Annotated in this window: 21 protein-coding genes; 13 read left to right on the forward strand and 8 right to left on the reverse strand. The window is 72.3% G+C overall.

The window, feature by feature from the left end:
* Entirely contained in the window at window positions 1-504 is a 504-nt protein-coding gene (locus ACFVHO_RS28225; protein WP_385720349.1) for a MarR family transcriptional regulator, read from the reverse strand.
* Window positions 505-611: 107 nt separating this feature from the next.
* On the opposite strand from ACFVHO_RS28225, the gene ACFVHO_RS28230 reads away from it, so the two are divergent.
* From ACFVHO_RS28230 to ACFVHO_RS28240, 3 genes are all read left to right on the forward strand, one after another.
* Window positions 612-1,016 carry an HGxxPAAW family protein gene (locus ACFVHO_RS28230; protein WP_385720352.1) on the forward strand — a complete coding sequence of 135 codons (405 nt, stop codon included), beginning with the start codon at window positions 612-614 and terminating at the stop codon, window positions 1,014-1,016.
* 128 nt (window positions 1,017-1,144) lie between these two features.
* Window positions 1,145-1,513, forward strand: a complete 369-nt coding sequence (locus ACFVHO_RS28235; protein ID WP_385720355.1) for a hypothetical protein — start codon at window positions 1,145-1,147, stop codon at window positions 1,511-1,513.
* A 106-nt stretch (window positions 1,514-1,619) separates the two neighbouring features.
* Window positions 1,620-2,126, forward strand: coding sequence for a carboxymuconolactone decarboxylase family protein (locus ACFVHO_RS28240; RefSeq protein WP_385720358.1), 507 nt, complete (start codon window positions 1,620-1,622; stop codon window positions 2,124-2,126).
* A 60-nt stretch (window positions 2,127-2,186) separates the two neighbouring features.
* Here the strand turns inward: ACFVHO_RS28240 and ACFVHO_RS28245 are convergent, their stop codons facing one another.
* A complete protein-coding gene (locus tag ACFVHO_RS28245; RefSeq protein WP_385720361.1) occupies window positions 2,187-3,341 on the reverse strand; it encodes a serine hydrolase domain-containing protein in 1,155 nt (384 codons plus the stop codon).
* A gap of 347 nt (window positions 3,342-3,688) precedes the next feature.
* Here ACFVHO_RS28245 and ACFVHO_RS28250 point away from each other — a divergent pair, with 347 nt between their 5' ends.
* The 3 genes from ACFVHO_RS28250 (at window position 3,689) to ACFVHO_RS28260 (ending at window position 6,496) form a co-directional block, all read left to right on the forward strand.
* Entirely contained in the window at window positions 3,689-4,666 is a 978-nt protein-coding gene (locus tag ACFVHO_RS28250; protein ID WP_385720364.1) for an HD domain-containing protein, read from the forward strand.
* A 176-nt stretch (window positions 4,667-4,842) separates the two neighbouring features.
* Window positions 4,843-6,036 carry a serine hydrolase domain-containing protein gene (locus tag ACFVHO_RS28255; protein WP_385720367.1) on the forward strand — a complete coding sequence of 398 codons (1,194 nt, stop codon included), beginning with the start codon at window positions 4,843-4,845 and terminating at the stop codon, window positions 6,034-6,036.
* A 55-nt stretch (window positions 6,037-6,091) separates the two neighbouring features.
* A complete protein-coding gene (locus tag ACFVHO_RS28260; RefSeq protein WP_385720370.1) occupies window positions 6,092-6,496 on the forward strand; it encodes a RidA family protein in 405 nt (134 codons plus the stop codon).
* Window positions 6,497-6,600: 104 nt separating this feature from the next.
* Here the strand turns inward: ACFVHO_RS28260 and ACFVHO_RS28265 are convergent, their stop codons facing one another.
* On the reverse strand, window positions 6,601-7,194 hold the full coding sequence (locus tag ACFVHO_RS28265; RefSeq protein ID WP_385720373.1) for a hypothetical protein: 594 nt from the start codon (window positions 7,192-7,194) through the stop codon (window positions 6,601-6,603).
* Window positions 7,195-7,352: 158 nt separating this feature from the next.
* Here ACFVHO_RS28265 and ACFVHO_RS28270 point away from each other — a divergent pair, with 158 nt between their 5' ends.
* Both ACFVHO_RS28270 and ACFVHO_RS28275 read left to right on the forward strand, forming a co-directional pair.
* Window positions 7,353-8,021: a response regulator transcription factor gene (locus ACFVHO_RS28270; protein WP_385720376.1), complete on the forward strand. Its 669-nt coding sequence runs from the start codon at window positions 7,353-7,355 to the stop codon at window positions 8,019-8,021.
* Window position 8,022: 1 nt separating this feature from the next.
* Window positions 8,023-9,342: a sensor histidine kinase gene (locus ACFVHO_RS28275; RefSeq protein WP_385720379.1), complete on the forward strand. Its 1,320-nt coding sequence runs from the start codon at window positions 8,023-8,025 to the stop codon at window positions 9,340-9,342.
* Here the strand turns inward: ACFVHO_RS28275 and ACFVHO_RS28280 are convergent.
* The 3 genes from ACFVHO_RS28280 to ACFVHO_RS28290 all read right to left on the reverse strand — a co-directional run bounded on the left by ACFVHO_RS28280 (window position 9,323) and on the right by ACFVHO_RS28290 (window position 12,701).
* A complete protein-coding gene (locus ACFVHO_RS28280) occupies window positions 9,323-10,108 on the reverse strand; it encodes an ABC transporter permease subunit (RefSeq protein WP_385720382.1) in 786 nt (261 codons plus the stop codon). The two genes, ACFVHO_RS28275 and ACFVHO_RS28280, sit on opposite strands and share 20 nt — an antisense overlap.
* Before the next feature lie 80 nt (window positions 10,109-10,188).
* Complete coding sequence (locus ACFVHO_RS28285; RefSeq protein WP_385720385.1) at window positions 10,189-11,736, reverse strand: ABC transporter permease subunit; 1,548 nt, start codon at window positions 11,734-11,736, stop codon at window positions 10,189-10,191.
* Window positions 11,733-12,701 (reverse strand): ABC transporter ATP-binding protein, encoded by a 969-nt coding sequence (locus ACFVHO_RS28290; RefSeq protein ID WP_385720388.1) that lies wholly within the window; start codon window positions 12,699-12,701, stop codon window positions 11,733-11,735. The genes ACFVHO_RS28285 and ACFVHO_RS28290 overlap by 4 nt, the downstream gene beginning before the upstream one ends.
* 111 nt (window positions 12,702-12,812) lie before the next feature.
* Here ACFVHO_RS28290 and ACFVHO_RS28295 point away from each other — a divergent pair, with 111 nt between their 5' ends.
* Window positions 12,813-13,997: a sensor histidine kinase gene (locus tag ACFVHO_RS28295; RefSeq protein ID WP_385720391.1), complete on the forward strand. Its 1,185-nt coding sequence runs from the start codon at window positions 12,813-12,815 to the stop codon at window positions 13,995-13,997.
* Window positions 13,994-14,671 carry a response regulator gene (locus ACFVHO_RS28300; protein ID WP_385720394.1) on the forward strand — a complete coding sequence of 226 codons (678 nt, stop codon included), beginning with the start codon at window positions 13,994-13,996 and terminating at the stop codon, window positions 14,669-14,671. The genes ACFVHO_RS28295 and ACFVHO_RS28300 overlap by 4 nt, the downstream gene beginning before the upstream one ends.
* Here the strand turns inward: ACFVHO_RS28300 and ACFVHO_RS28305 are convergent, their stop codons facing one another.
* On the reverse strand, window positions 14,672-15,130 hold the full coding sequence (locus tag ACFVHO_RS28305; RefSeq protein WP_385720397.1) for a winged helix-turn-helix transcriptional regulator: 459 nt from the start codon (window positions 15,128-15,130) through the stop codon (window positions 14,672-14,674).
* Between the two features lie 100 nt (window positions 15,131-15,230).
* Here ACFVHO_RS28305 and ACFVHO_RS28310 point away from each other — a divergent pair, with 100 nt between their 5' ends.
* From ACFVHO_RS28310 to ACFVHO_RS28320, 3 genes are all read left to right on the forward strand, one after another.
* On the forward strand, window positions 15,231-16,454 hold the full coding sequence (locus tag ACFVHO_RS28310; RefSeq protein WP_385720400.1) for an MFS transporter: 1,224 nt from the start codon (window positions 15,231-15,233) through the stop codon (window positions 16,452-16,454).
* 197 nt (window positions 16,455-16,651) lie between these two features.
* The gene (locus tag ACFVHO_RS28315) at window positions 16,652-18,130 is read left to right on the forward strand and encodes a DEAD/DEAH box helicase (protein WP_385720403.1); all 1,479 of its coding nucleotides are present in this window, start codon (window positions 16,652-16,654) and stop codon (window positions 18,128-18,130) included.
* 189 nt (window positions 18,131-18,319) lie between these two features.
* Window positions 18,320-19,054, forward strand: a complete 735-nt coding sequence (locus ACFVHO_RS28320; protein WP_385720406.1) for a hypothetical protein — start codon at window positions 18,320-18,322, stop codon at window positions 19,052-19,054.
* Between the two features lie 57 nt (window positions 19,055-19,111).
* Here the strand turns inward: ACFVHO_RS28320 and ACFVHO_RS28325 are convergent, their stop codons facing one another.
* Window positions 19,112-19,993 (reverse strand): barstar family protein, encoded by an 882-nt coding sequence (locus ACFVHO_RS28325; RefSeq protein ID WP_385720409.1) that lies wholly within the window; start codon window positions 19,991-19,993, stop codon window positions 19,112-19,114.
* Window positions 19,994-20,089: the final 96 nt, after the last annotated feature.

The raw sequence follows: 20,089 nt of genomic DNA on the forward strand, positions 1-20,089 counted from the left end.
TCATCGACGGCTGTCTGGTCCGGCGTCATCCTGGCGGATCTCGTCCAGCGAGTCCTGGAGGAGCACCTTGGCGCGGGTGAACCAGTCCGTCAGTACGGCGATCTCGTCCGGGCCGTAGTCGGCGAACAGCAGGCCCAGGCGCTCGTAGAAGGGGCCGTACACCTTCAGGATGCGGCTCTGCGCGGACTCCTCCATGGTCACGTGGATGCGTCGGCGGTCCTTCGGGTCGGCCTGGCGCCGTACGTAACCGGCCTTCTCCAGGCGGTTGAGGACGCCGGTCACCGCTCCCGTGGTCAGCCGGGCCCGCTCGGCGAGGTCGCCCGCCACCAGGGACTCACCGGCGTTGGCCGCCTCGATGAGGAAGCCGAGACAGGTGAGGTCCGTGACGTTGAGGCCCATGCGCCGGGCGATGTCCTGCTGCCCGAACTGGGCCGTCGCGATCATCCGGTCCATCGCGTACAGCGCCTGGTCGGCCGTCGCCGCCGGGCGCGTCTTGCCCTGCACCACAGATCCCCTTAGCATCTAAGTAAATTATCTCGCGAGATAAGACATTGTCGCGCGGGTGAGTCCCGATCACCCGTCCCAGCATCCCATTTCCCGAGGAGACGGCCATGAGCATGCACGGAGACCACGACATGGGTCACACGGTGGCGGGCTGGACGGGTACCTGCACGGCCGTCCTCGGCAGCGCGGTGATGGGAGTGGGGCTCGCCGCCGACTCGACCGGGGGACTGGTCGCGGGCGGCGCCGTCGTCGTCCTCGCCGCACTCCTCACGTGGGTCCTCCATCTCGCCGGATGGGGCAAGCCCACGGGGCCGCGGCCGGTGGCGCAGCAGCCCTGGCGGGTCCGCGACACGGCGGCGCGCGGCGGCCACCCCGGCTGCCTCGGCTGCCGTCTGGCGGGACGGAAGGGAGCTGCGGCGCCGGTCGTCGTCCTTGCCTCCGTACCCGCTGTCGGCCCCACCGCCGTACCCGCCGCGGCCGCCGAACGCGCACCGGCGCCGCAGCGCTCGTAACCGCGAGAGCGAAGACGGAGACCACTGAGACGCAGTTGTTGCCGCCGCGACCCACTTGTGGCAACGAGCACTGAGCCGTAGCCGCCAGAGCCTGGGCGGGCGCGGCCCGACCACGAGAAAATTCTCCGGTGTACATCATCACCTGCGTGAACTGCGGCGAGCTTCTGACCGACGAACTCCGCCAAGTCTCCTTCCCGCCCACCCCGGAAAAGTTCACGGGGGAGCGCCTGGGCCTGCCCCTGTTGCAGGAGGGGACGTACGCGATCGACCCCGAGACAGGGGCGATCACCCTGCACCCCGACGGCGCCCCGGGTACCCGCCAGCACCGCGGGCCGGGGCGACAGAACGGCTGCTGCGAACCCGACGGCCTCGACGGCCCCAACCTCGTGTGCGCCGGCTGCGGGGCCGAAGTCGCCACCCGGAAGACGGACTGCTGGCAGGAACACGTCGTCGCCGTCATCCCGGAAGCCGTCGAGATCCATTCGGCGAGCCTCTGAGCCCTCCCCGATCCTTCTGCCGCGACCGGTCACACTTCCCCGCCGCGATCCGTCAGCTGAGTGAGAACAACGCACGACCGCTGACCGATCACTGGAGGAGAAGACCATGGGAACGCGTTCGATCACCACGGAGATCCCGCTGGCTCCGCGCATGCAGGAGGACCCCACGGAGCTGGTCCCGGAGGTGGCGGAGGTGTCGGCGGCCCTGTTCAAGGTCGTGGGCAACGGTTCGGTGCCCCGCTCCACGATCAGCCTGGTCCACCTGCGGGCCGGGCAGATCGCGGGCAGCACCTATCTGACGGTGCTGCACACGGGATTCCTGCGCACGGCAGGGGAGTCGGAGGAGCGGATCACCTCGGTGGCGTCCTGGCAGGACTCGCCGTACTTCACCGGTGCCGAGCGGGCCGCGCTGGCCCTCGTGGAGGCCGTCCTGCGGCCGTCCACGGAGGGCGAGCGGGTCTCCGACGCGCTGTACGCCGAGGTCGCCGAGCACTACGAACCCAAGGCGCTCGCCACCTTGATGCTCGCGATCGGCCAGGTCAACTTCTTCACGGCCGTGGCCCTCATCGCCAAGCCGGTGCCGGGCCGGGCGTTCACCGGCCCCTGGAAGTAGGAAGCAGCCCGCCGGCGCCCGGGAGCGCCGCGGCCGGGACGAGGAGCTGCTGCCGGGAGTTCAGGAGCGCGTCCGGCACAGCTCCTCGCCCACGAGTGTGCGCATGGCCTCCTGGGTGCCCTTGCCGCCGTCACTGTTGACGTACACCACGGCGGTCCGGGAGCCGTCCCGGGTGACGCCGCTCCAGGTGTGATAGCCGAGCAGCTCGCCCGGGTGGCCGAAGTAGCTGCCACCGCAGGGCAACGGGAGCTCGCCCAGACCGAGTCCGTACTTCACGCCGAGCTCGGGCGCGGGCACGGTGGCCGTCATCTGGTCCAGTTGCGCCGGATCCAGGAGACGGCCGCGGAGCAGGGCGCTGTAGAACCGCGTCAGGTCGCGCGTGGAGCTGATGATCGAGCCGGAGCCGACGGCCATGCTCGGATTGAGCGTCGTGGCGTCGACGCCGGTGCCGGTGCCGGTGCCGAAGGAGGCGTAGGACCGGGCGTGCGGGCCCGGGACGAACGGGAGGGCGCCGGGCGTACTGGTGTCCTTCAGGTCCAGCGGGCGGATGATCCGGGCGTGCACCTCCCGTGCCCAACTCCGGCCTGTCACCTTGCGAATGATCATCGAGGCGAGCACGTAGTTGGTGTTGGAGTACGACCAGCCCTCGCCCGGCTGGAACGCGGGCGACTTCCGCATCGCGAGCCCCACCAACTCCTCGGGGGTGTACGTGCGGAACCGCTCGGCCCGATAGCCCTTCGCGCTGTTCAGCGCGGGAATCCAGGGCAGGGTGTCCCGGATGCCGCTGGTGTGCTGCAACAAGTGCCGCACGGTGATGCCGCCACCGTCGTAGCCGTTGCCCTGGACCAGTCCCGGCAGCCACTTCTCGACGCTGTCGTCCAGGGACAGGTGCCCCTCGCCGACGAGTTGCAGCACGACCGTGGCGGTGAAGGACTTGGAGGCGCTGCCGATCCGGAACCTGCCGTGCCGCGGCATCGGCTTCGTGGTGCCCCTCTCGGCGGTCCCGGCGCGCGCCCTCTCCCGTGTCCCCGGTGCCGCCGTCTCGGCGAACACGCCGACGGCCCCGCTGTCACGGATCGCGTTCACCCGTTCCTGGAGCGGATCGGCCCGCTGCGGCTTCGCCGCCGCCGACGGCCCGCTCGACGCGGCGACGAGGACCGCGATCGAGCCGGTCAGGACGAGCAGGCCGCGCCGACGCCTTCGTAACGCGTGCATGGTGGTGCCCTCTCTGTTCAGGTTGCGTGTGTCCTCAGGGACCGCTCAGGCCGTGCCCCGCCGCTGATGCGGCCCCGAGCCGGTGGGGTCGGCGACCATCCCACCAACCGGGTGGGGGATCGGCCCATCCGGCTTTCCCCCTGACGCGTCGATGCGCTGTCCTCAGGGCGGCGCGGGGGACAACCCCCGTAGGCGCGCGGCGAAGAGCGACCGGCAGCGACCGAGGTGGATCAAGAACCTGTCCCGTCCCCGGAACGCGCCCCTAGGGTTCCCTGATGGACAGTCGGAGGGAACAGACCTCGCTAAACGGTTCTCAGGACGCGGCCGCACCACCCGTCCCGACCAATGTGACAGGCCTGACCAGGGAGTTCACCGACCCCCTGTGGCGGGCACCCGTCCGCCTGAACCCCGTGGAAGCCGACCTGCTGCGCACGGAACCGGTCCGGCGCCTGCACTTCGTCGCGCACGGCGGGTCCTCGACGCTCACCACCCTGCAGTCGTACTCCAGGCTCGAACACAGCCTCGGCGTGCTCACGTTGGTCGCGCACTTCGCCCCCGACGACGCATGCCTGCGCGTCGCGGCGCTGCTGCACGACATCGGCCATCTGCCCCTCAGCCACACCTTCGAGGGCCTCGCGGGTCTCGACCACCATGCGATCGGGCTGCGGCTGGTGCGCTCCGACCCGATCCGGTCGGTGCTGCGCGACCACGGCATCGACGCCGAGGAGATCGTCGAGCGGCTCCGCGGCCGACCGCCGTCACCCCTGACCGGCCGCGCCGGTCTCCTGAACCTCGATCACCTCGACTCCTACGTACGCAGTGGGCGCTCCGCGGGCCGCCTCGACACCGACCCGGCGGTGCTGCTCGGCCGCCTCGGCATCCGCGACCACACGGTGTCGGCGGACGCCGGGACGGCCGCGGCACTGGTCGCCCTCGTCCGCGCGGAAGCGCGCCTGCACACCTCGTGGGACAACGTCGGCCCCGCCTCGGTGGTCCGGCGCCTCGTCGGCCGACTCCTCGACCACACGCCCCTCACCTCCGACTCCCTTGCCCGCATGACCGATGCCCAGCTCTGGTCCGCGCTCGACGCCTGCCCGGTCACGCGAGCGGAGAGCGCACGGGTCCAGTACGAGCCGCACCGGCTGCGGGTCGAGGTCGAGAACGGGCACGGCGATCACTCCGGTTGGAGGTTCTCCCTGCGCAAGATCTACAGCTCGGCCCCCCTGGTGGACGGCGAACCGCTCGAACGGTCGGCGCCCGGCCTTGCGGCCGAGCTGAGCGCACTGCGCGAACTGCCTCTCGACTTCCGTGTCAGCTGGGGCTGAAGGCCTCGGCCAAGCGGGAGCGGGCCGGGACAGGGCCACGGGTGCAGGGGGCGCGCGGGCGCGCGGAGAGGCAGCGGGCGGCCCCTGATCCGAACGGGTTGCCTCCCTCGCGCCGTGCCCCGGAGCCAACCGTTGCCCCGGCAGCATGGGTCCCTTCCGGTGAGAGGGAGGTTCGCATGACGTTGCGTACGGTACGGACCACACTGACCACCCTGGTCGCGGCGGCCGCGTTCGTCGCCGCAGCCGGGCTGAGCGCCCCGTCGACGGCGGCCGAGGCCCCCGCCGCACCGGCCCGGGGACATGAGGCGACCCGGGCCGCCATGGACGCCGCGGTGAAGGCAGGAGTCCCCGGCGTCCTGGTGCGGGCGCACGACGCGCGCGGTACCTGGCGCGGCGCCGCGGGGGTCGCCGACCTCGGCACGGGACGTCCGCCGCTGGCGGTCGACCGGTTCCGGGTGGGCAGCATCTCCAAGGTGTTCATCGCCACGGTCCTCCTCCAACTGGAGGCCGAGGGCAGGCTGAGCATGTCGGACACCGTGGAGGACTGGCTGCCGGGCCTGGTCCGCGGCAACGGCCACGACGGCCGCAAGGTCAGCCTCCGCCAACTCCTCAACCACACCAGCGGCATCTACGACTACACCGAGGACCCCGGCCTGCACCTGCAGGGCAAGATCTTCCTCTCCCACCGCTACGACACCTGGCAGCCCGAACAGCTCGTGGCACTCGCCATGCGCCACAAGCCGAAGTTCGCCCCCGGCGCCGGCTGGAACTACACCACCACCGAGTACGTCCTCGCCGCGATGGTCGTCGAACGGGCCACGGGCCGCAGCTACGCCGCCGAGGCCGAGCGGCGGATCTTCAAACCGCTCGGACTGCACGCCACCAGCCTGCCGGGCACCGGCGTCAGGATTCCCGCGCCGAGCGGGCGGATGTACACGAAGTTCCCCGACGACCCGCAGCACACCGTCCACGACATCACCGAGTTCAACCCCTCCTGGGGCTGGTCGGCCGGCGAGATCATCTCCAGCACCGGCGACCTCGACCGCTTCCTCACCGCCCTGATGCGCGGAAAGCTGCTCCCCGAAGCCCAGATGCGGGAGATGACGACCACCGTCCCCTCACCCGACTTCGGCGACGGCCAGGACGACGGCCTGGGCATCTTCCGCGCCAAGCTGCCCTGCGGCAAGGTGGTCTGGGGTCACACCGGCTTCATGCCCGGCTCGCAGTCCATGGCGTACACCACCCGCGACGGCCGCCACCGCCTCGTGGTCAACTTCAACACCGACTGGGCGGGCGACACCGACGCGGCCGCCTACGTACTCCTCGCGGAATTCTGCGGAACGACCCCTCCCGCCACACTCGCCCGGTGACCGCCGGACGCACCGCGCCCGCCTCCGCCCGTCCGGGGCCTGGCACGATGACGCGATGGAACACGTACGCAAGGTCGTCAGCTCAGGGTCCCCGCTGGAGCCCCGGATCGGTTTCTCGCGCGCGGTGCGCTCGGGACCGTACGTCGTCGTCGCGGGAACGGCCCCGATCGGGGACGACGGCTCCACCGTCGGACCCGGCGACGTCTACGCCCAGACGGTGCGTTGCCTGGACATCGCCGAGCGGGCGCTGCGGGAGGCGGGGGCGTCGCTCGACGACGTGGTGCGCACGCGCCTCCTGCTGACGGACGTGACGCAGTGGGAGGACGCCGCTCGCGCGCACGGCGAGCGGTTCGCCGCCGTGCGCCCGGCCTGCACGGTCGTGGAGGTCTCACGCTTCATCGACCCCGCTTGGCTCGTGGAGGTGGAGATCGACGCGGTACTCGGCCGAGAGGCGGGCTGAGTGCCGGTGGCGGGCCTGTCCTGACCGCCCCCCCGGCGGCGGTCAGGACAGGGGGATGCCCCAGGTGCGGGTCCACGTCGGAAACGCGGGTGGACCCTCAGGTGTTACTCGCCGCGCGTCGTGCCCGTCGCGAGACCCCGCTCGGCATCGGCGAGAGCGGCGGCGCTGCCCGCCGTCACACCCTTGGCGGGCTTGCCGGCCTTGCCCAGGACGGGCGGCTCGGCGGGGCAGACGCCCTTCAGCTTGCCCTTCGGGGCGAGCTTGCCGTTGACGTACACCTTCCCCTTCTCGACCCTGACCGTGGACTTGCCCGGCTTGCCACCCGGCTTGGCGACGGCCTTGCCGTCGAGGATCACGCAGGTGATCACCTTGCCCTTTCCGCCGCCGTGACCGGGCAGCGGGAGCAGCTTGCCGCACTTGGTGCGCGACTTCTCCCGCGCGTCCCACATGCCCTGCGCGGTCGGGTCCCCGGCGTGGAACTTGCCGTCGACGACCCTGACGGACGTCTTCGACGGCCCGCCCTTCGCCGGGCTGCCGGTCGTCATGCAGTGAACGGGCGCGCCGTGACTCCGGCTCGCGGCCGAAGTCGCTTGCCCGGACGGCGAGTCGGCGGTGCCGCTCGCCGACGCGGTGGCCACTCCGGACAGGCCGAGGCCCGCCGTGAGGACGGTGGCCGCCAGGATGCGGTGCTTGCGCACGGTCGGATTCCTTCCGTGGACCGGCGGCTCCATGGACGGGCTGCCGGTGGTTGGTCGATCGGACGGCGCACAGACTCGCCCGGCGCACATGAGACCAACCTGAAGAAGCCGTAAGTGATCTTCAGGTTGGTCTCATGTGCCGACGGCATCCTGTGGGGGTGCGCATACTCGTGGTGGAGGACGAAGTCCAGCTGGCGGAGCTGCTCAAGGGCGGCCTGGCCAAGGAGGGGTTCGCCGTCGACCTCGCCCATGACGGCCGCGACGGCCTGTGGCTGGCGACCGAGCAGCCCTACGACGTGATCGTCCTTGATGTGATGCTGCCCTCGCTGAGCGGCTACGCGGTCTGCAAGGAGCTGCGGGAGAGCGGCAGTTGGACCCCGATCCTGATGCTCACGTCGAAGGACGGGGAGTACGACGAGGCGGAGGCCCTGGACACCGGCGCCGACGACTACCTGACCAAACCCTTCTCCTTCGTCGTGCTGCTCGCCCGGCTCCGCGCCCTGACCCGCCGCGCCGTCCGGCAGCGGCCCACCGTCCTGAAGGTGGGGGACCTCAGCGTCGACCCGGCACGGCTGACGTGCGCCCGCGGGGACGTACGGATCGCCCTCACCCCCAAGGAGTTCGCGATCCTGCACTGCCTGGCCCGGCGCACCGGCGAAGTGGTCCCCAAGTCCGAACTGCTGGCCCAGGCCTGGGACTTCGCCTATGACGGCGACTCGAATGTCGTCGAGGTCTACATCAGCGCACTGCGCCGCAAGATCGACAAGCCGTTCGGCAGGACCACGCTGCGCACCGTGCGCGGTGTCGGATACCGGCTGGAGGCCTGACATGGGCGTACGTCTGCGGACGACACTCACGGCCACGGTCGCGGTGGCAGTGGCCCTGTGCCTGGCCTCGTTCGCGCTGTTCCTCGCGCTCGACTCCAGCCTGAACGCGTCCACCCGGCAGGCGGCGGCGCAGGACGCGAAGGCGAAGGTCGGCTCCCTGTCGTCGCCGCCGGGTCCCGGACTGAAGGAGGCTGCCAGATCCTGGGAAGAGCCGTCGTCGCACGGCTCCGGCGACAAGGACCCGGGCGTGGTGAACATACGGGAGGGAAAGATCACGGTCCGCGAGGTGATCGAAACCAGCGACGGACCCCTGACGGTGACCGGGACGGCTTCCACGGCCCCCGCCCGCGCGGCGATGACCACCCTGAAGCAGGTGCTGCTGCCCGGCGTTCCCGCGCTGCTCGCGCTCGTGGCCCTTTTCACCTGGCTCTCCGTCGGCCGGGTGCTGCGCCCGGTCTCCGCGATCAGGGCGAAGCTCGCCGACATCACGGCACACGACCTGCACGAACGCGTCCCGCAACCGGGCACCCGGGACGAGATCGCGGCACTGGCCCGCACCGTCAACGCGACCCTGGACCGGCTGTGGGGTGCCGTCGACGCACACCGGCAGTTCGTGGCCGACGCCGCGCACGAACTGCGCAGCCCCATGGCCGTGTTGCGCACCCGGCTCGAACTGGCCGCGCCCCAGGACGAGCAGCTCGCCGCCGACGCCCTGGACGACGTCGAACGCCTCCAGTCCCTCACCGCCGACCTCCTCCTGCTGGCCCGCCTCGACGCCCGCGAACCGCAGCGCACCTCGATCGTCGACCTCGCCCAGCTCGTCGCGGAGGAAGCCACCCGCGTGCGCCCCCGCCCGCACGTCCGGGTACGTCTCGACCTGACCCCCGACCTCATCGTCGACGGTTCCCCCGACCGCCTGCGCCGCCTGGTCGCCAACCTCGTCGACAACGCCGTCCGCCACGCCACCACCGCGGTCGACGTCACCCTCACCCCCCAAGGCGGGCAAGCGGCCCTGGACGTCGTCGACGACGGCCCCGGCATCCCGCCCCGGCACCACACCACCGTCTTCGACCGCTTCACCCGCCTCGACCACGCCCGCACCCGCGACACCGGCGGCTCGGGCCTGGGCCTGCCCATCGCGCGCGACATCGCCCAGGCGCACGACGGGACCCTGCGGATCATCGCGAGCGACACGGGAGCGCGACTGCACGTGCTGCTGCCCCTGTCGGAGGGCGCGGAGACCGGTGCCGTGGCCGATCGTGTCGCACAGCCGCCGTGGGAACCGCCCGACGGCGCGGCCCTCACACATCCCTCGCCTTGAGCAGCACCCCGCCGAGAACCATCCCGCCCGCCGCGTACCCGGCCAGGACGGCAAGGCCCTGCCAGGGGCCGATGGGCAACTGGTCGAGGCCCTCGGTGGCCTGGACGGCCAGGCCCGCCGACGCCGGGGACAGCCGCTCCAGGCGCTCGTGCCACGTGTCGTTGTGGACCATGCCGACCAGCAGCGGGAAGGCGTAGAGGAGTCCGAGGACGGTGGTGACCGCGGCGGCGGTGTCCCGGAGGGCCGCGGCCGCCCCGAGGGCGAGCAGCGCGACCAGGGCGAAGTAGAGGACGCTTCCGGCGGCGGCGCGCAGGGTCGGGCCGTCGGTGAGGCCGATCGGCGGGTAGCCGAGGGCCTCGGTGAAGCCGCCGTCGGGGAGCAGCAGGCGGCCCGCGCCGAGGGCGCCGAGCACCGCCAGGCTGCCGGAGCACAGGGCGAGGCCGCTCACCACGACGGCCTTGGCGGTGAGCAGGCGCAGCCGGGCGGGGAGTGCCGTGAGGGAGGCGCGGATGGTGCCGGTGCCGTACTCGGCGCTGATGGTCAGCGCGCCGAGCACCACCACGGCCGCCTGGCCGAGCCACACACCGGTGAGGCTCTGCCTGACGAGGTCCTCGTGGCAGACCTCGGCGGCGCAGCCGTCGGCGGCGAGCCCGGCCGTGGTGGCGGCGCTCGCCGCGAGGGTGAGGACGACGACGCCGACCAGGAGCCACCAAGTGCTGGGCAGGGTGCGGAGTTTGGTCCATTCGGTGTGGATCGCGGAGGTCATGGAATCCGTACGCTGTCCGCGGCCGACGCGTCCCCCGTCGGCGGCGGGCCGATCCTGCCCGGCCGCCGCGGTCCTCGCCCTCACGCGTCTCGCCTCCGCAGGCGCCACATCGCGACGGCGAGTACGGCGACGGCGTACAGGAAGAGGGTGAGGAGGCCCGTCCAGGGGCCCTGCGGGTAGCAGCCGTCGCTGGGGGAGCAGACCGTGGTCACCTGGTCGTACCGCGGGGTCGTCTGCTGGATGGCGAAGCCCGCCAGCGGTGTGGCCTCCTGGAGCCACCGGGACAGCCCGAGCGGCAGCCCGTTGACCAGGATCAGCGGGAGGGCGAAGAGCACCACGACCGCGCTGATCGCCGCGGCGGTGTGGCGCAGGAGCGCGCCGAGGCCGAGCGCGAGGACCGCGATCAGGGCGAGCAGCGCCGCGGATCCGACGACGGCCCGCAGGGCGGGACCGTCGCTGAGCGCCCACTCGGGGAAGTGAGGGCGCCGATGGCCGTTGTCGCGCAGCATCCGCTGGCTGAACACGAACGACACGGCCGAGGCGACCAGTCCGGCGACGAAGACCACGGCGCCGATGACCAGGGCCTTGGCGGCGAGGACGTGGGGCCGCCGCGGGCTCGCGGCAAGAGTGGTGCGGATCATTCCGCGCCGGTACTCGGCGGTGATGAAAAGGATCGCGAGCGCCGCGACCAGGATGAGGCCCAACTGGGTGCCGCTGAGCCCGGCGGCGACCAGATCCATCTCCTGCGCCCCCGGTGCGATGTCCCCCGAGCCGGTGACGGTGAACGTGGCGCCGTCACGGGCCGACGTGCCCTTCGCCGCCGGGCTCTCACCCACGTCCTCGCTCCGCCAAGATCCGGAAGCGGCACGGGAATCGTGGAGCCGCACGTGGTCGAAGGTCGCCGTGGACCGCGTGGGCCGGTCCCCGGCCGAGGCGCCGCCGAAGCTCCGCTGGATGTCACGGAGGGAGGGCGAGGCCACGAACATCCCGGCCCGCACGGTCCGGGGCGGCTTGTCGAGGCGCACCTCGCCGACCTGGTGCCACCGCCTGCCGTCGGCCGACTCGTAGCCGGTGACCGTGGCGCCGGACCGGACCAGACGCAGCCAACGCGCCTCGCTCGCCGGGGTCCCGCTGCCCTTGGTGTCCTCGGTGAAGGCGCTCTGCAGCCGGACCCCGTGCTCCGCGGTCATCATCAGGGCCGCGTAGGGCGCACCCGCGTCGGTCGACTCCTTGAGGATGATCCCGGCCTTGGCCCACTCGGGGGCCTGCCGGGGCCGCTGCCCGGTGAGTCCGGAGACCCGGACGGTGATCTCGCCGTCGCCCGCCATGTCCCGGTGCACGAAGTGGAAGGCGTCACGCACGACCAGGCCCGACGCGTCCGTGGCGGGAGGCGGTGGGCTTCCCGGTCCGGCGTGCCCGGTGGCGAAGGTGGAACTCGACGCGGAGAAGAGGGAGATGAGAACGGTGACCACGACGGCCGCGAGCAGGGTCAGCCACCAGCGGCGGACGGTACGGAACTTGGTCCACTCGGCACGCAGCAGCTGGGGGAATCCGTCTCGGGCGGCGGGCCCGACGCTGGAGCGGTAGGGAGCGCTCGACGGCGCCGGGGCCGGTGCCCGCGTGCTCATCGTGCCCCCTCCTCGTCGACGGGTGCGGACGCGAACTCCACGGCGTCAGCGGTGAGTTCCATGTAGGCCTCCTCGAGCGTGGCCCGGTGCGCCGCGACCTCGGAGAAGGGCACGGCGGCCGCGGTGAGGAGCTGGACGACCCGCTCCGCGTCCAGTCCGGCGACGGTGAGGGACTCCCGGCCGTTGGCGGCCACCGTGGCACCCGCTGCGGCCAGCACGGTCATGGCCCGCTCCCTGGCACCCGTGCGCAGCGCCACCCGGTCCGCGGAGGCGGCCGCGAGCAGTTCCCTGACGCTCGTGTCCGCGAGGACCCGGCCGCGCCCGATCACCACCAGATGGTCGGCGCTGTCCTCCAGCTCGCTCATGAGATGGCTGGACACGAGCACGGCACGCCCTTCGGCGGCCAGGGACCTCAGCAGGCCGCGGATCCAGCGGATGCCCTCCGGGTCGAGGCCGTTGACGGGTTCGTCGAAGAGCAGCACGGGCGGATCGCCGAGCAACGCGCCCGCGATCCCCAGGCGTTGACGCATCCCGAGCGAGTAGCCCCCCGCGCGACGCCTGCCCGCGGAGGCCAGCCCGACCTGCTCCAGGACCTCGTCCACGCGCCCGGCCGGTATCCGGTGCGAGTGCGCGAGCCACAGCAGATGGTCACGGCCGCGTCGGCTCGGGTGCACGGCGCCCGCGTCGAGCAGCGCGCCGACGCGGGTCAGGGGCCTGGGCAGGGCGTGGTAGGGCTTGCCGTCGATCAGCGCGGTGCCCTCGTCGGGGGTGTCGAGGCCCAGCAGGGCCCGCATGGTCGTGGACTTCCCGGCTCCGTTGGGACCGACGAAGCCGGTGACTTGGCCGTGCGCCACCCTGAAGCTCAGACCGTCGACCGCGGTGACCGACCCGAACCGCTTGCGCAGGCCCCGGACTTCGATGGCCGCGGCCGGTCCGGGAGCCGTCGTGTTCTCCGTGCTTTCCATACTCAGGGAGGCTAGGCAGCCGCGAGCCCCGAGGCGTCCCGGAACGGAGCGATGTTCCTGTCCCTCGCGCGAGGGACCCGCATCGCGATCCCGCCAGCAACAATGGCTGCCGTGAGAACGAAGACCGCCGCGGCGCGGGTGCGGACCTTCCTGCGGCTCCCGGAGGGCCCGGTGGCTCTTGCCACCCTGCTCGCGTTCGCCGCTGCGAGCCAGGTCGCCGTACGCCAGCCGTCCTCGGCGAACCTGCCGACGGCACTGCTCCTCGCCGTGGGCGCCACGGCACCGGTCGCTGTGCTGCGCGGCTACCCCCTGGCCGTGGCGGTCACGGTCACGACCGCGAGCGCGCTGTCCCTCGCGCCCTTCCACGTCCTCACCGCCGGGGGCCTCGTCTCGCTCGCCCTGTGCCTGTACGTCCTGGCCCGCCGAGGCCCTCGCGCCCCCGCCGCGCTTCTGCCGCTCCCTTTCGTGGCGTACGCGGTGGCGGCCCCCTCCGACGCGACGGTCGCCACCCGGCTGGGCACCGTCCTCGTGGCCGCGGTGGCCGGGTCGGCCGCCGGAGCGGGCCTCGCCCGGCGAGCCCAGGACGCGGCACTCGCCCACAGATCCACCGAGCGGGCCATCGCCGACACCCTCCTGGAGAACGCGGCGCGCGGTGAACGGGCCCGCATCGCCAGGGAGTTGCACGACGTGGTAGCGCATCACATCTCGATGATCGCGGTCCAGGCGGAGACCGCCCGCCTGGCCACCGAAGGGCTGCCACCCGACGGCGCCAAGCGGTTCCTGGCCATCGGCGACACCGCGCGGACCGCGCTCACCGAGATGCGGCGGCTGCTCGGGGTGCTGCGCGAGGACGCCGCCGACGAACCCGGGCGACGCCCCCAGCCGGGACTCGCCGAGCTCAACGAACTCGTCGACACGGCCCGCGACACCACCGGCGCGGGCGCCCGGCTCATCGTCAGGGGCCCGGTCCGCGCCCTCGACCCAGGGGTGGAACTCACCGCCTACCGCATCGTCCAGGAAGCGCTCAGCAACGTACGCAGACATGCCCCAGGGGCGGCCGTCGACGTGGAACTCCGCTACTCCGAAGCCGATCTGCGGGTCCGCGTGCGCGACAACGGGCCGTCCCCGCCAGGACCGACGCAGGACGGCAGCCACGGCCTGCTCGGGATGCGGGAGCGGGCCACCACGGTCGGCGGCACCCTGCGCACCGGTCCGGCCCGCGACGGCGGCTTCCTCGTCGAGGCCCTGCTGCCGTCCCCGCCTCCCACCGCATCGGCCCAGGAGCAGCGACCATGAGCACGCCGCAGCCCGCCCCCATCCGCATAGTCGTCGCCGACGACCACGAGGTGATCCGCGTCGGCTACGCCGAACTCCTCGCCACCCAGGACGACTTCACCGTCGTGGGAACAGCCGAGGACGGCGCGCGGGCGGTGCGGCTGTGCCGGGACCTCGAACCGGACCTCGTCCTCATGGACGTACGGATGCCGGTGATGGACGGGATCGAGGCGACCGCGAGACTCGCCGCGGACACCGCCACGCGGGTCCTGATCCTCACCACGTTCGACCTGGACGAGCACGTCTACGACGCGCTCGGCGCCGGTGCCGGTGGCTTCCTCCTCAAGGACGTCACGGCGGAGCGCCTCTTCGACGCGGTGCGGGTGGTCGCGAGCGGCGAGGCGTTGCTCGCGCCCACCGTGACCCGCCGTCTGATCGCGGAGTTCGCCCGCCAGCGGCCGACCCCGTCCGCCCGCCGGACGGCCCGGCTCGGCGAGCTGACCCCGCGCGAGGCCCAGGTCCTGAGGCTGATCGCCGAAGGCCTCTCGAATCCGGAGATCGCCGCCCGGCTGCACGTCGGCGAGGAGACCGTGAAGACCCACGTGAGCCGGGTCCTCGGCAAGCTCGGACTGCGCGACCGGACGCAGGCGGTGGTCGCCGCCTATGAGTCGGGCCTCGTGGTGCCGCGGGCTTGATCAAGGCGTGGCCCTGTCGACCTTCTTCACCACGGTGTCCTCAGGGCTGAGGAGGCGCCCGTCGGCGGAACGGGCCTCCAGGGCGCGGAGCGGGCGGCCGTTGCGGAGGTCCACCAACTCCGAGTGCGGTTCGCCGGATTCGAAGAAGTGGCTCTCGCCCCACTGTCGCAGCGCCACGATGACGGGGAAGAGGTCCTGGCCCTTGGGCGTGAGGACGTACTCGTGGTAGGCGCTGCCGTCCGATGCCGGTACGACGTCGAGGATGCCCCCGGCGACGAGGCTGCGCAGGCGGGTCGACAGGATGTTCTTCGCCACGCCCAGGCTGCGCTGGAACTCCCCGAAGCGCCGACTGCCGTCGAACGCGTCCCGCACGATCAGCAGTGACCACCAGTCGCCGATCGCGTCGACCGACCGGGCGACCGGGCAATCGCTCTCGTCCAAGCGGGTCCGTCTGACCACGGGAGCCTCCGTCCGACGTTGATGGTTGCAACATGCTACCAGTCGGGGCTACGTTTCCCATCTGGTAGCAACATGCAACCGCTGATCGGAAAGGTATCCCGTGACCTCCTGCGACGAAACGACCCGGGTCGCCGAGGCGGCCGGGCAGGCGCCCGCCCCCGCGCTCTCCCGCCGCACCACACTGCTCTTCGCCCTCGCCGGGGCGGTGGCGGTCGCCAACGTCTACTTCGCCCAACCGCTCCTGGCCACGCTGAGCCAGGACTTCGGGATCAGCGAGGGCGCTGTCGGGGCGATCGTCACCCTGACGCAGATCGGCTACGGCCTGGGACTGTTCCTCATCGTGCCGCTGGGCGATCTGATCGACAGGAAGCGCCTCATCACCGTCCAACTCGTCCTGCTGGCCCTGGCGCTGACCGCTGTCGGCCTCTCGGGAACGGCGTCGGTCCTGCTGATCGGCATGACCCTGATGGGCTTCCTCGCGGTCGTGACCCAGTCCCTGGTGGTCTTCGCCGCGTCCCTCGCCGGACCGGACCAACGCGGGCGCGTCGTCGGCCTGGTGACCAGCGGCGTGGTCATCGGCATCCTGCTCGCCCGCACGGCCTCCGGGCTCCTGGCCGACCTCGCGAGCTGGCGCACCGTCTACCTCGCGTCGGCGGCGCTCACCCTCGCCCTCACCCTGGCCCTCCACCGCGAACTCCCGCGCCGGACCACGCCCCGCCCCGCGCTCAACTACGGCCAGCTGCTCGCCTCGACGGTCACCCTGTTCACCCGGGAACGCGTGTTCCGCGACCGCGCCCTGCTCGCCCTCCTCGTCTTCGCCGCGTTCAGCACGCTGTGGAGCTGCGTCGCCCTGCCGTTGAGCGAGCCTCCCCAGTCGCTGACGCACACCGCGATCGGGGCCTTCGGCCTCGTCGGCGCGGCGGGCGCCCTCGCCGCCGCCCCCGCCGGGCGCCTGCACGACCGAGGCTTCGCCCAGCGCACCACCGGCACGGCGCTTGCCCTCCTCGTCGCCTCCTGGCTCCCCCTGGCCTTCACCCGCCAGTCCCTGTGGGCCCTGGCCGTCGGCGCGATCCTCCTCGACCTCGCCGTCCAGGCCGTCCACGTCACCAACCAGAGCTTGATCTACGGCCTGCGCCCCGACGCCGGAGGCCGACTCATCGGCGGCTACATGGTCTTCTACTCCATCGGCAGCGCGACGGGAGCACTCGCCTCGACCGCGGTCTACGCGGCCGCCGGGTGGGGAGCGGTCTGCGTCCTGGGTGCCGCGATCAGTGCGACGGCCCTCGGCCTGTGGGCGGTGACTCGACACGGCACGAGGCGCTGAACGGCCGCCTCCGGCCGGGGAGCAGGGCCACAGCGACGGGCTGACCAGTCACTTTGTGTTATCCTCAACCGTTTGAACGGTGGTGAAGCTGGCGACTTCCGCAGGCCGGGCCGTCGGCCCTGCTCGTGGCTGCTCACTCCTCGTTCCTGATTCCTGCCGGGCCTTCCTCGGTACGCCCCTCATACGGAAGGCTCGTCATGAACCACCCGGACCGCGCCGACGACTCGAACCGCGCTGACCACCAGGACCGCCCCGAGGCCCCGCACAGCGCGCCCGCCGGGCCGGAGGCCGCCACCCCCGCCGCACCCCCGGTGACCTCCTTCGCCGACCTGGACCTGCCCGGCGAGGTGCTGCGCACGCTCGGCAGGCTCGGCGTGACCGAGCCCTTCCCCATCCAGGCGGCGACGCTGCCCAACGCCCTCGCGGGCCGCGACGTCCTGGGGCGGGGGCGCACGGGGTCGGGCAAGACGCTCGCGTTCGGCCTGCCCCTTCTCGTACGGACGGCCGGGCGGCGCGCGGACGCGAAGCAGCCGCTCGCCCTGGTCCTGGTGCCGACGCGGGAGCTGGCCCAGCAGGTCACCGAGGCGCTCACGCCGTACGCGGAGGCGCTGCGGCTGCGGATGGCCACGGTCGTCGGCGGCATGTCGATCGGCCGCCAGGCGGCCGCGCTGCGCGAGGGAGCCGAGGTCGTCGTCGCCACCCCCGGCCGCCTGCACGACCTCATCGAGCGCAAGGCCTGCCGCCTGGGCCGCGTGCGGATCACCGTTCTCGACGAGGCCGACCAGATGTGCGACATGGGCTTCCTGCCGCAGGTCACCGAGGCGCTCGACCAGGTGCACCCCGACGGCCAGCGCATGCTGTTCTCGGCCACGCTGGACCGCGACGTCGACCACCTGGTCCGCAGCTACCTGCACGACCCCACCGTCCACTCGGTCGACCCGGCCGCGGGCGCGGTCACGACGATGGACCACCACGTGCTGGTCGTGCACGGCCCCGACCGGTACGCCGTCACCACGGAGATCGCCGCCCGCGACGGCCGCGTCCTGCTGTTCCTCGACACCAAGCACGGCGTCGACCAGCTCACCCGGCACCTGCGGGCCAGCGGCGTGCACGCGGCGGCCCTGCACAGCGGCAAGTCCCAGCCGCAGCGCACCCGGACCCTCGCACAGTTCAAGAATGGCCAGATCACCGTCCTCGTGGCGACCAACGTCGCGGCCCGCGGACTGCACGTCGACGACCTCGACCTCGTGGTCAACGTCGACCCGCCGACCGATCCCAAGGACTATGTGCACCGCGCGGGCCGCACCGCCCGGGCCGGTGAGCGCGGCAGCGTCGTCACGCTGGTCCTGTCGGGCCAGCGCCGCGAGATGAGCAAGCTGATGGCCGAGGCGGGCATCGAGGCGAAGACCACCAAGGTCCGCTCGGGCGAGGCCGAACTGAGCCGGATCACCGGCGCCAAGGCCCCCTCCGGCACCCCGCTCGACGGCGCGCCCGCCGCCTCCCGGCCCAAGAACACCAACCTCCCCTTCCGCGGCCTCGGCACCAGCAAGGACGCCTCGCGCGGCACCGGCGGCAGCGGCACCGGCGGCAAGGGCGGCCGCAAGTCCGGGAAGTCCGGTGAGGCCCGCAAGCTCGCCGAGGCCCGCAAGGCGGCCCGGGTGCGCCGCGGCGGCTGATCCCCCCCGGCAAGTCTGCGGTCTCGGGTGCCCGGGGTCTCGGGGGCCCCGGCCCCGTTCGCCGCATCGGCCCTGCCCCCGGGGCGAGTTCACCGCGTACACGCCGTCGCATCCGGTCTGTCTGAAAGGGCATCATGCGGGGCGCCCCGGCCGCTTCGTCCGCTGATCAAGCGGCTAGCCTCCGTACACATGACCGATCTTCAAATTCCTGACCAACTTGCGGACAAGGGCGCGAGACCCCCGGCCCGCCGCGTCCTGTGGTTCGCCGCGGGCGCCACCGCGGCCTTACTCGTCACCGATCTGGGCACGCGCGCCTACAACCGGTACGACTCCATACCGACGATCCGTAAGTTGGTGAACGTCGACGTCGAGGCGAATCTGGCCACATGGTGGAACAGCACGCTGCTGTTGGCCGTGGCGGGCGTGGCAGTGATCGCCGCGCTGCTCAGCGGGCGCGACACACGTCCCGGGCGGCTGTCCTGGCTGGGCCTGGCCGCCGCGACCGCGCTGCTGAGCATCGACGAGTCGGTCTCGCTGCACGAACGCCTCGGCGAGGTCGGCAAGTCGTGGAAGGAGTGGGCCGGGGGATCGCTGCCCACACACGCCTGGGTGCTGCCCGGCGCGCTGCTCGCGGTGACGGGCACCGTGATCGCCGTGCTGTGGGCACGAAAGCTCCCACGGGACCTGCGCAACGGCCTTCTTGCCGCACTGGGGGTGTACTTGGGCGGGGCGCTGGTGACGGAGGCGTTCAACGGCTGGGCGCTGGAGAACGGCCACAGCACCGTCCTCATGCTGGGAACGCTCGTCGAGGAGGGGCTGGAGATGAGCGGCTGCATCGTCGCCCTGGCCATCCTCAGCCGGTACGTACTGCTCGAGCGCGACCCGGAGTCGGGGCGCGCGATGGTCAGGCTTCGGGACAACTAGACAACTGAACTGGACAACTGGGGGGTTCGTCCGGCTCGTCGGGGAGGAGTCGGCCCTTCAACGGCGGTGGGAGTCGAGCCACTCGTCGCCGTTCCACAGGACGGGCACGGCCCCGACCGGCTCGAACCGGATGTCGGGGTCGTCGCTGTGGACCAGGGCGAAGAAGCGGCGCCGCCCCACCGCCGCGTGGCGGGCCTGGCCGGCGATGATGTCGAGGACGCCGTGGGCGTCCTCGGGGCACGCGGCGGCGAAGCGGTCGTAGCCGGTGAAGGCGAGGACGAGTCCGGCGGCCTTGGGGGAGTCGTCGTCGGGGCCGGAGGAGGCCATGTCGCCGAGGCAGTCGTTGAGAGCGGACAGGTTGTGGCCGTAGTGGGCGGGGAACCGCAGGGCCGCGGCCAGGCCTTGGTGCATGTCCTTGGCGGTCGCCCAGCCGCCCGCCGCGATGTGGACGACGCGGAAGCCGTGGTCCTCGAGCCGCTGGACGGCCTGGTCGAGGAGTCGGCGGCGCCAGAAGAGGGTCACGAACGTGCCGCTCATGTACGGGATGTCGGGGCGCAGGGCCCTGATGTCGTCCGCTGTGGGCTTCCGCGCCGGGTCGTCCTTGAAGGCGTCCAGGAGCCGGAAGAACTCCTCGACCGGTGTCGAGTCGGCCGGTGTGCGGCGTTCGATCTCCGCGGCCCAGGTGAGGGAGCTGGTCGTGGCGTAGTGCCGGTGGAGCCAGTGGGTGAAGTCCTCCTCGGGCCAGAAGGCGAAGGGCTCGCTCTGGGCGTGCACGGCGAGTGCCACGCGGTAGCCGACGAGGAGGGACTCCAGGTCCTTGAGCGAGCCGCCCGGGAGCCACATGCCCGGCCGCAGGCGGATCTGCTCCAGGACGTCGTACACGTCGGAGCAGCCCCGCATGTCGCTGAGGGCGTTCGCGGGGCTGTGTTCGGTCGGCATGGGGCCAGCCTACGGATGCGGATCTTCGCGCAGGACGCCGGGCGGGGCGCGCCTTTGATCCGGACCGCGCCCGCCGAGAGCCGGTCAAACCGGCCT

It is taken from the genome of Streptomyces sp. NPDC127108, from assembly GCF_042677545.1.
Classification (GTDB): domain Bacteria; phylum Actinomycetota; class Actinomycetes; order Streptomycetales; family Streptomycetaceae; genus Streptomyces.

Bases quoted from the DNA above. Each gene is read 5' to 3' on its own strand.
- ACFVHO_RS28280 (WP_385720382.1), bottom strand. From the start codon at position 10,108: ATGACCTCCGCGATCCACACCGAATGGACCAAACTCCGCACCCTGCCC.
- ACFVHO_RS28285 (WP_385720385.1), bottom strand. From the start codon at position 11,736: ATGAGCACGCGGGCACCGGCCCCGGCGCCGTCGAGCGCTCCCTACCGC.
- ACFVHO_RS28260 (WP_385720370.1), top strand. From the start codon at position 6,092: ATGGAACACGTACGCAAGGTCGTCAGCTCAGGGTCCCCGCTGGAGCCC.
- ACFVHO_RS28300 (WP_385720394.1), top strand. From the start codon at position 13,994: ATGAGCACGCCGCAGCCCGCCCCCATCCGCATAGTCGTCGCCGACGAC.
- ACFVHO_RS28255 (WP_385720367.1), top strand. From the start codon at position 4,843: ATGACGTTGCGTACGGTACGGACCACACTGACCACCCTGGTCGCGGCG.
- ACFVHO_RS28325 (WP_385720409.1), bottom strand. From the start codon at position 19,993: ATGCCGACCGAACACAGCCCCGCGAACGCCCTCAGCGACATGCGGGGC.
- ACFVHO_RS28290 (WP_385720388.1), bottom strand. From the start codon at position 12,701: ATGGAAAGCACGGAGAACACGACGGCTCCCGGACCGGCCGCGGCCATC.
- ACFVHO_RS28275 (WP_385720379.1), top strand. From the start codon at position 8,023: ATGGGCGTACGTCTGCGGACGACACTCACGGCCACGGTCGCGGTGGCA.
- ACFVHO_RS28245 (WP_385720361.1), bottom strand. From the start codon at position 3,341: ATGCACGCGTTACGAAGGCGTCGGCGCGGCCTGCTCGTCCTGACCGGC.
- ACFVHO_RS28315 (WP_385720403.1), top strand. From the start codon at position 16,652: ATGAACCACCCGGACCGCGCCGACGACTCGAACCGCGCTGACCACCAG.
- ACFVHO_RS28320 (WP_385720406.1), top strand. From the start codon at position 18,320: ATGACCGATCTTCAAATTCCTGACCAACTTGCGGACAAGGGCGCGAGA.
- ACFVHO_RS28240 (WP_385720358.1), top strand. From the start codon at position 1,620: ATGGGAACGCGTTCGATCACCACGGAGATCCCGCTGGCTCCGCGCATG.
- ACFVHO_RS28230 (WP_385720352.1), top strand. From the start codon at position 612: ATGAGCATGCACGGAGACCACGACATGGGTCACACGGTGGCGGGCTGG.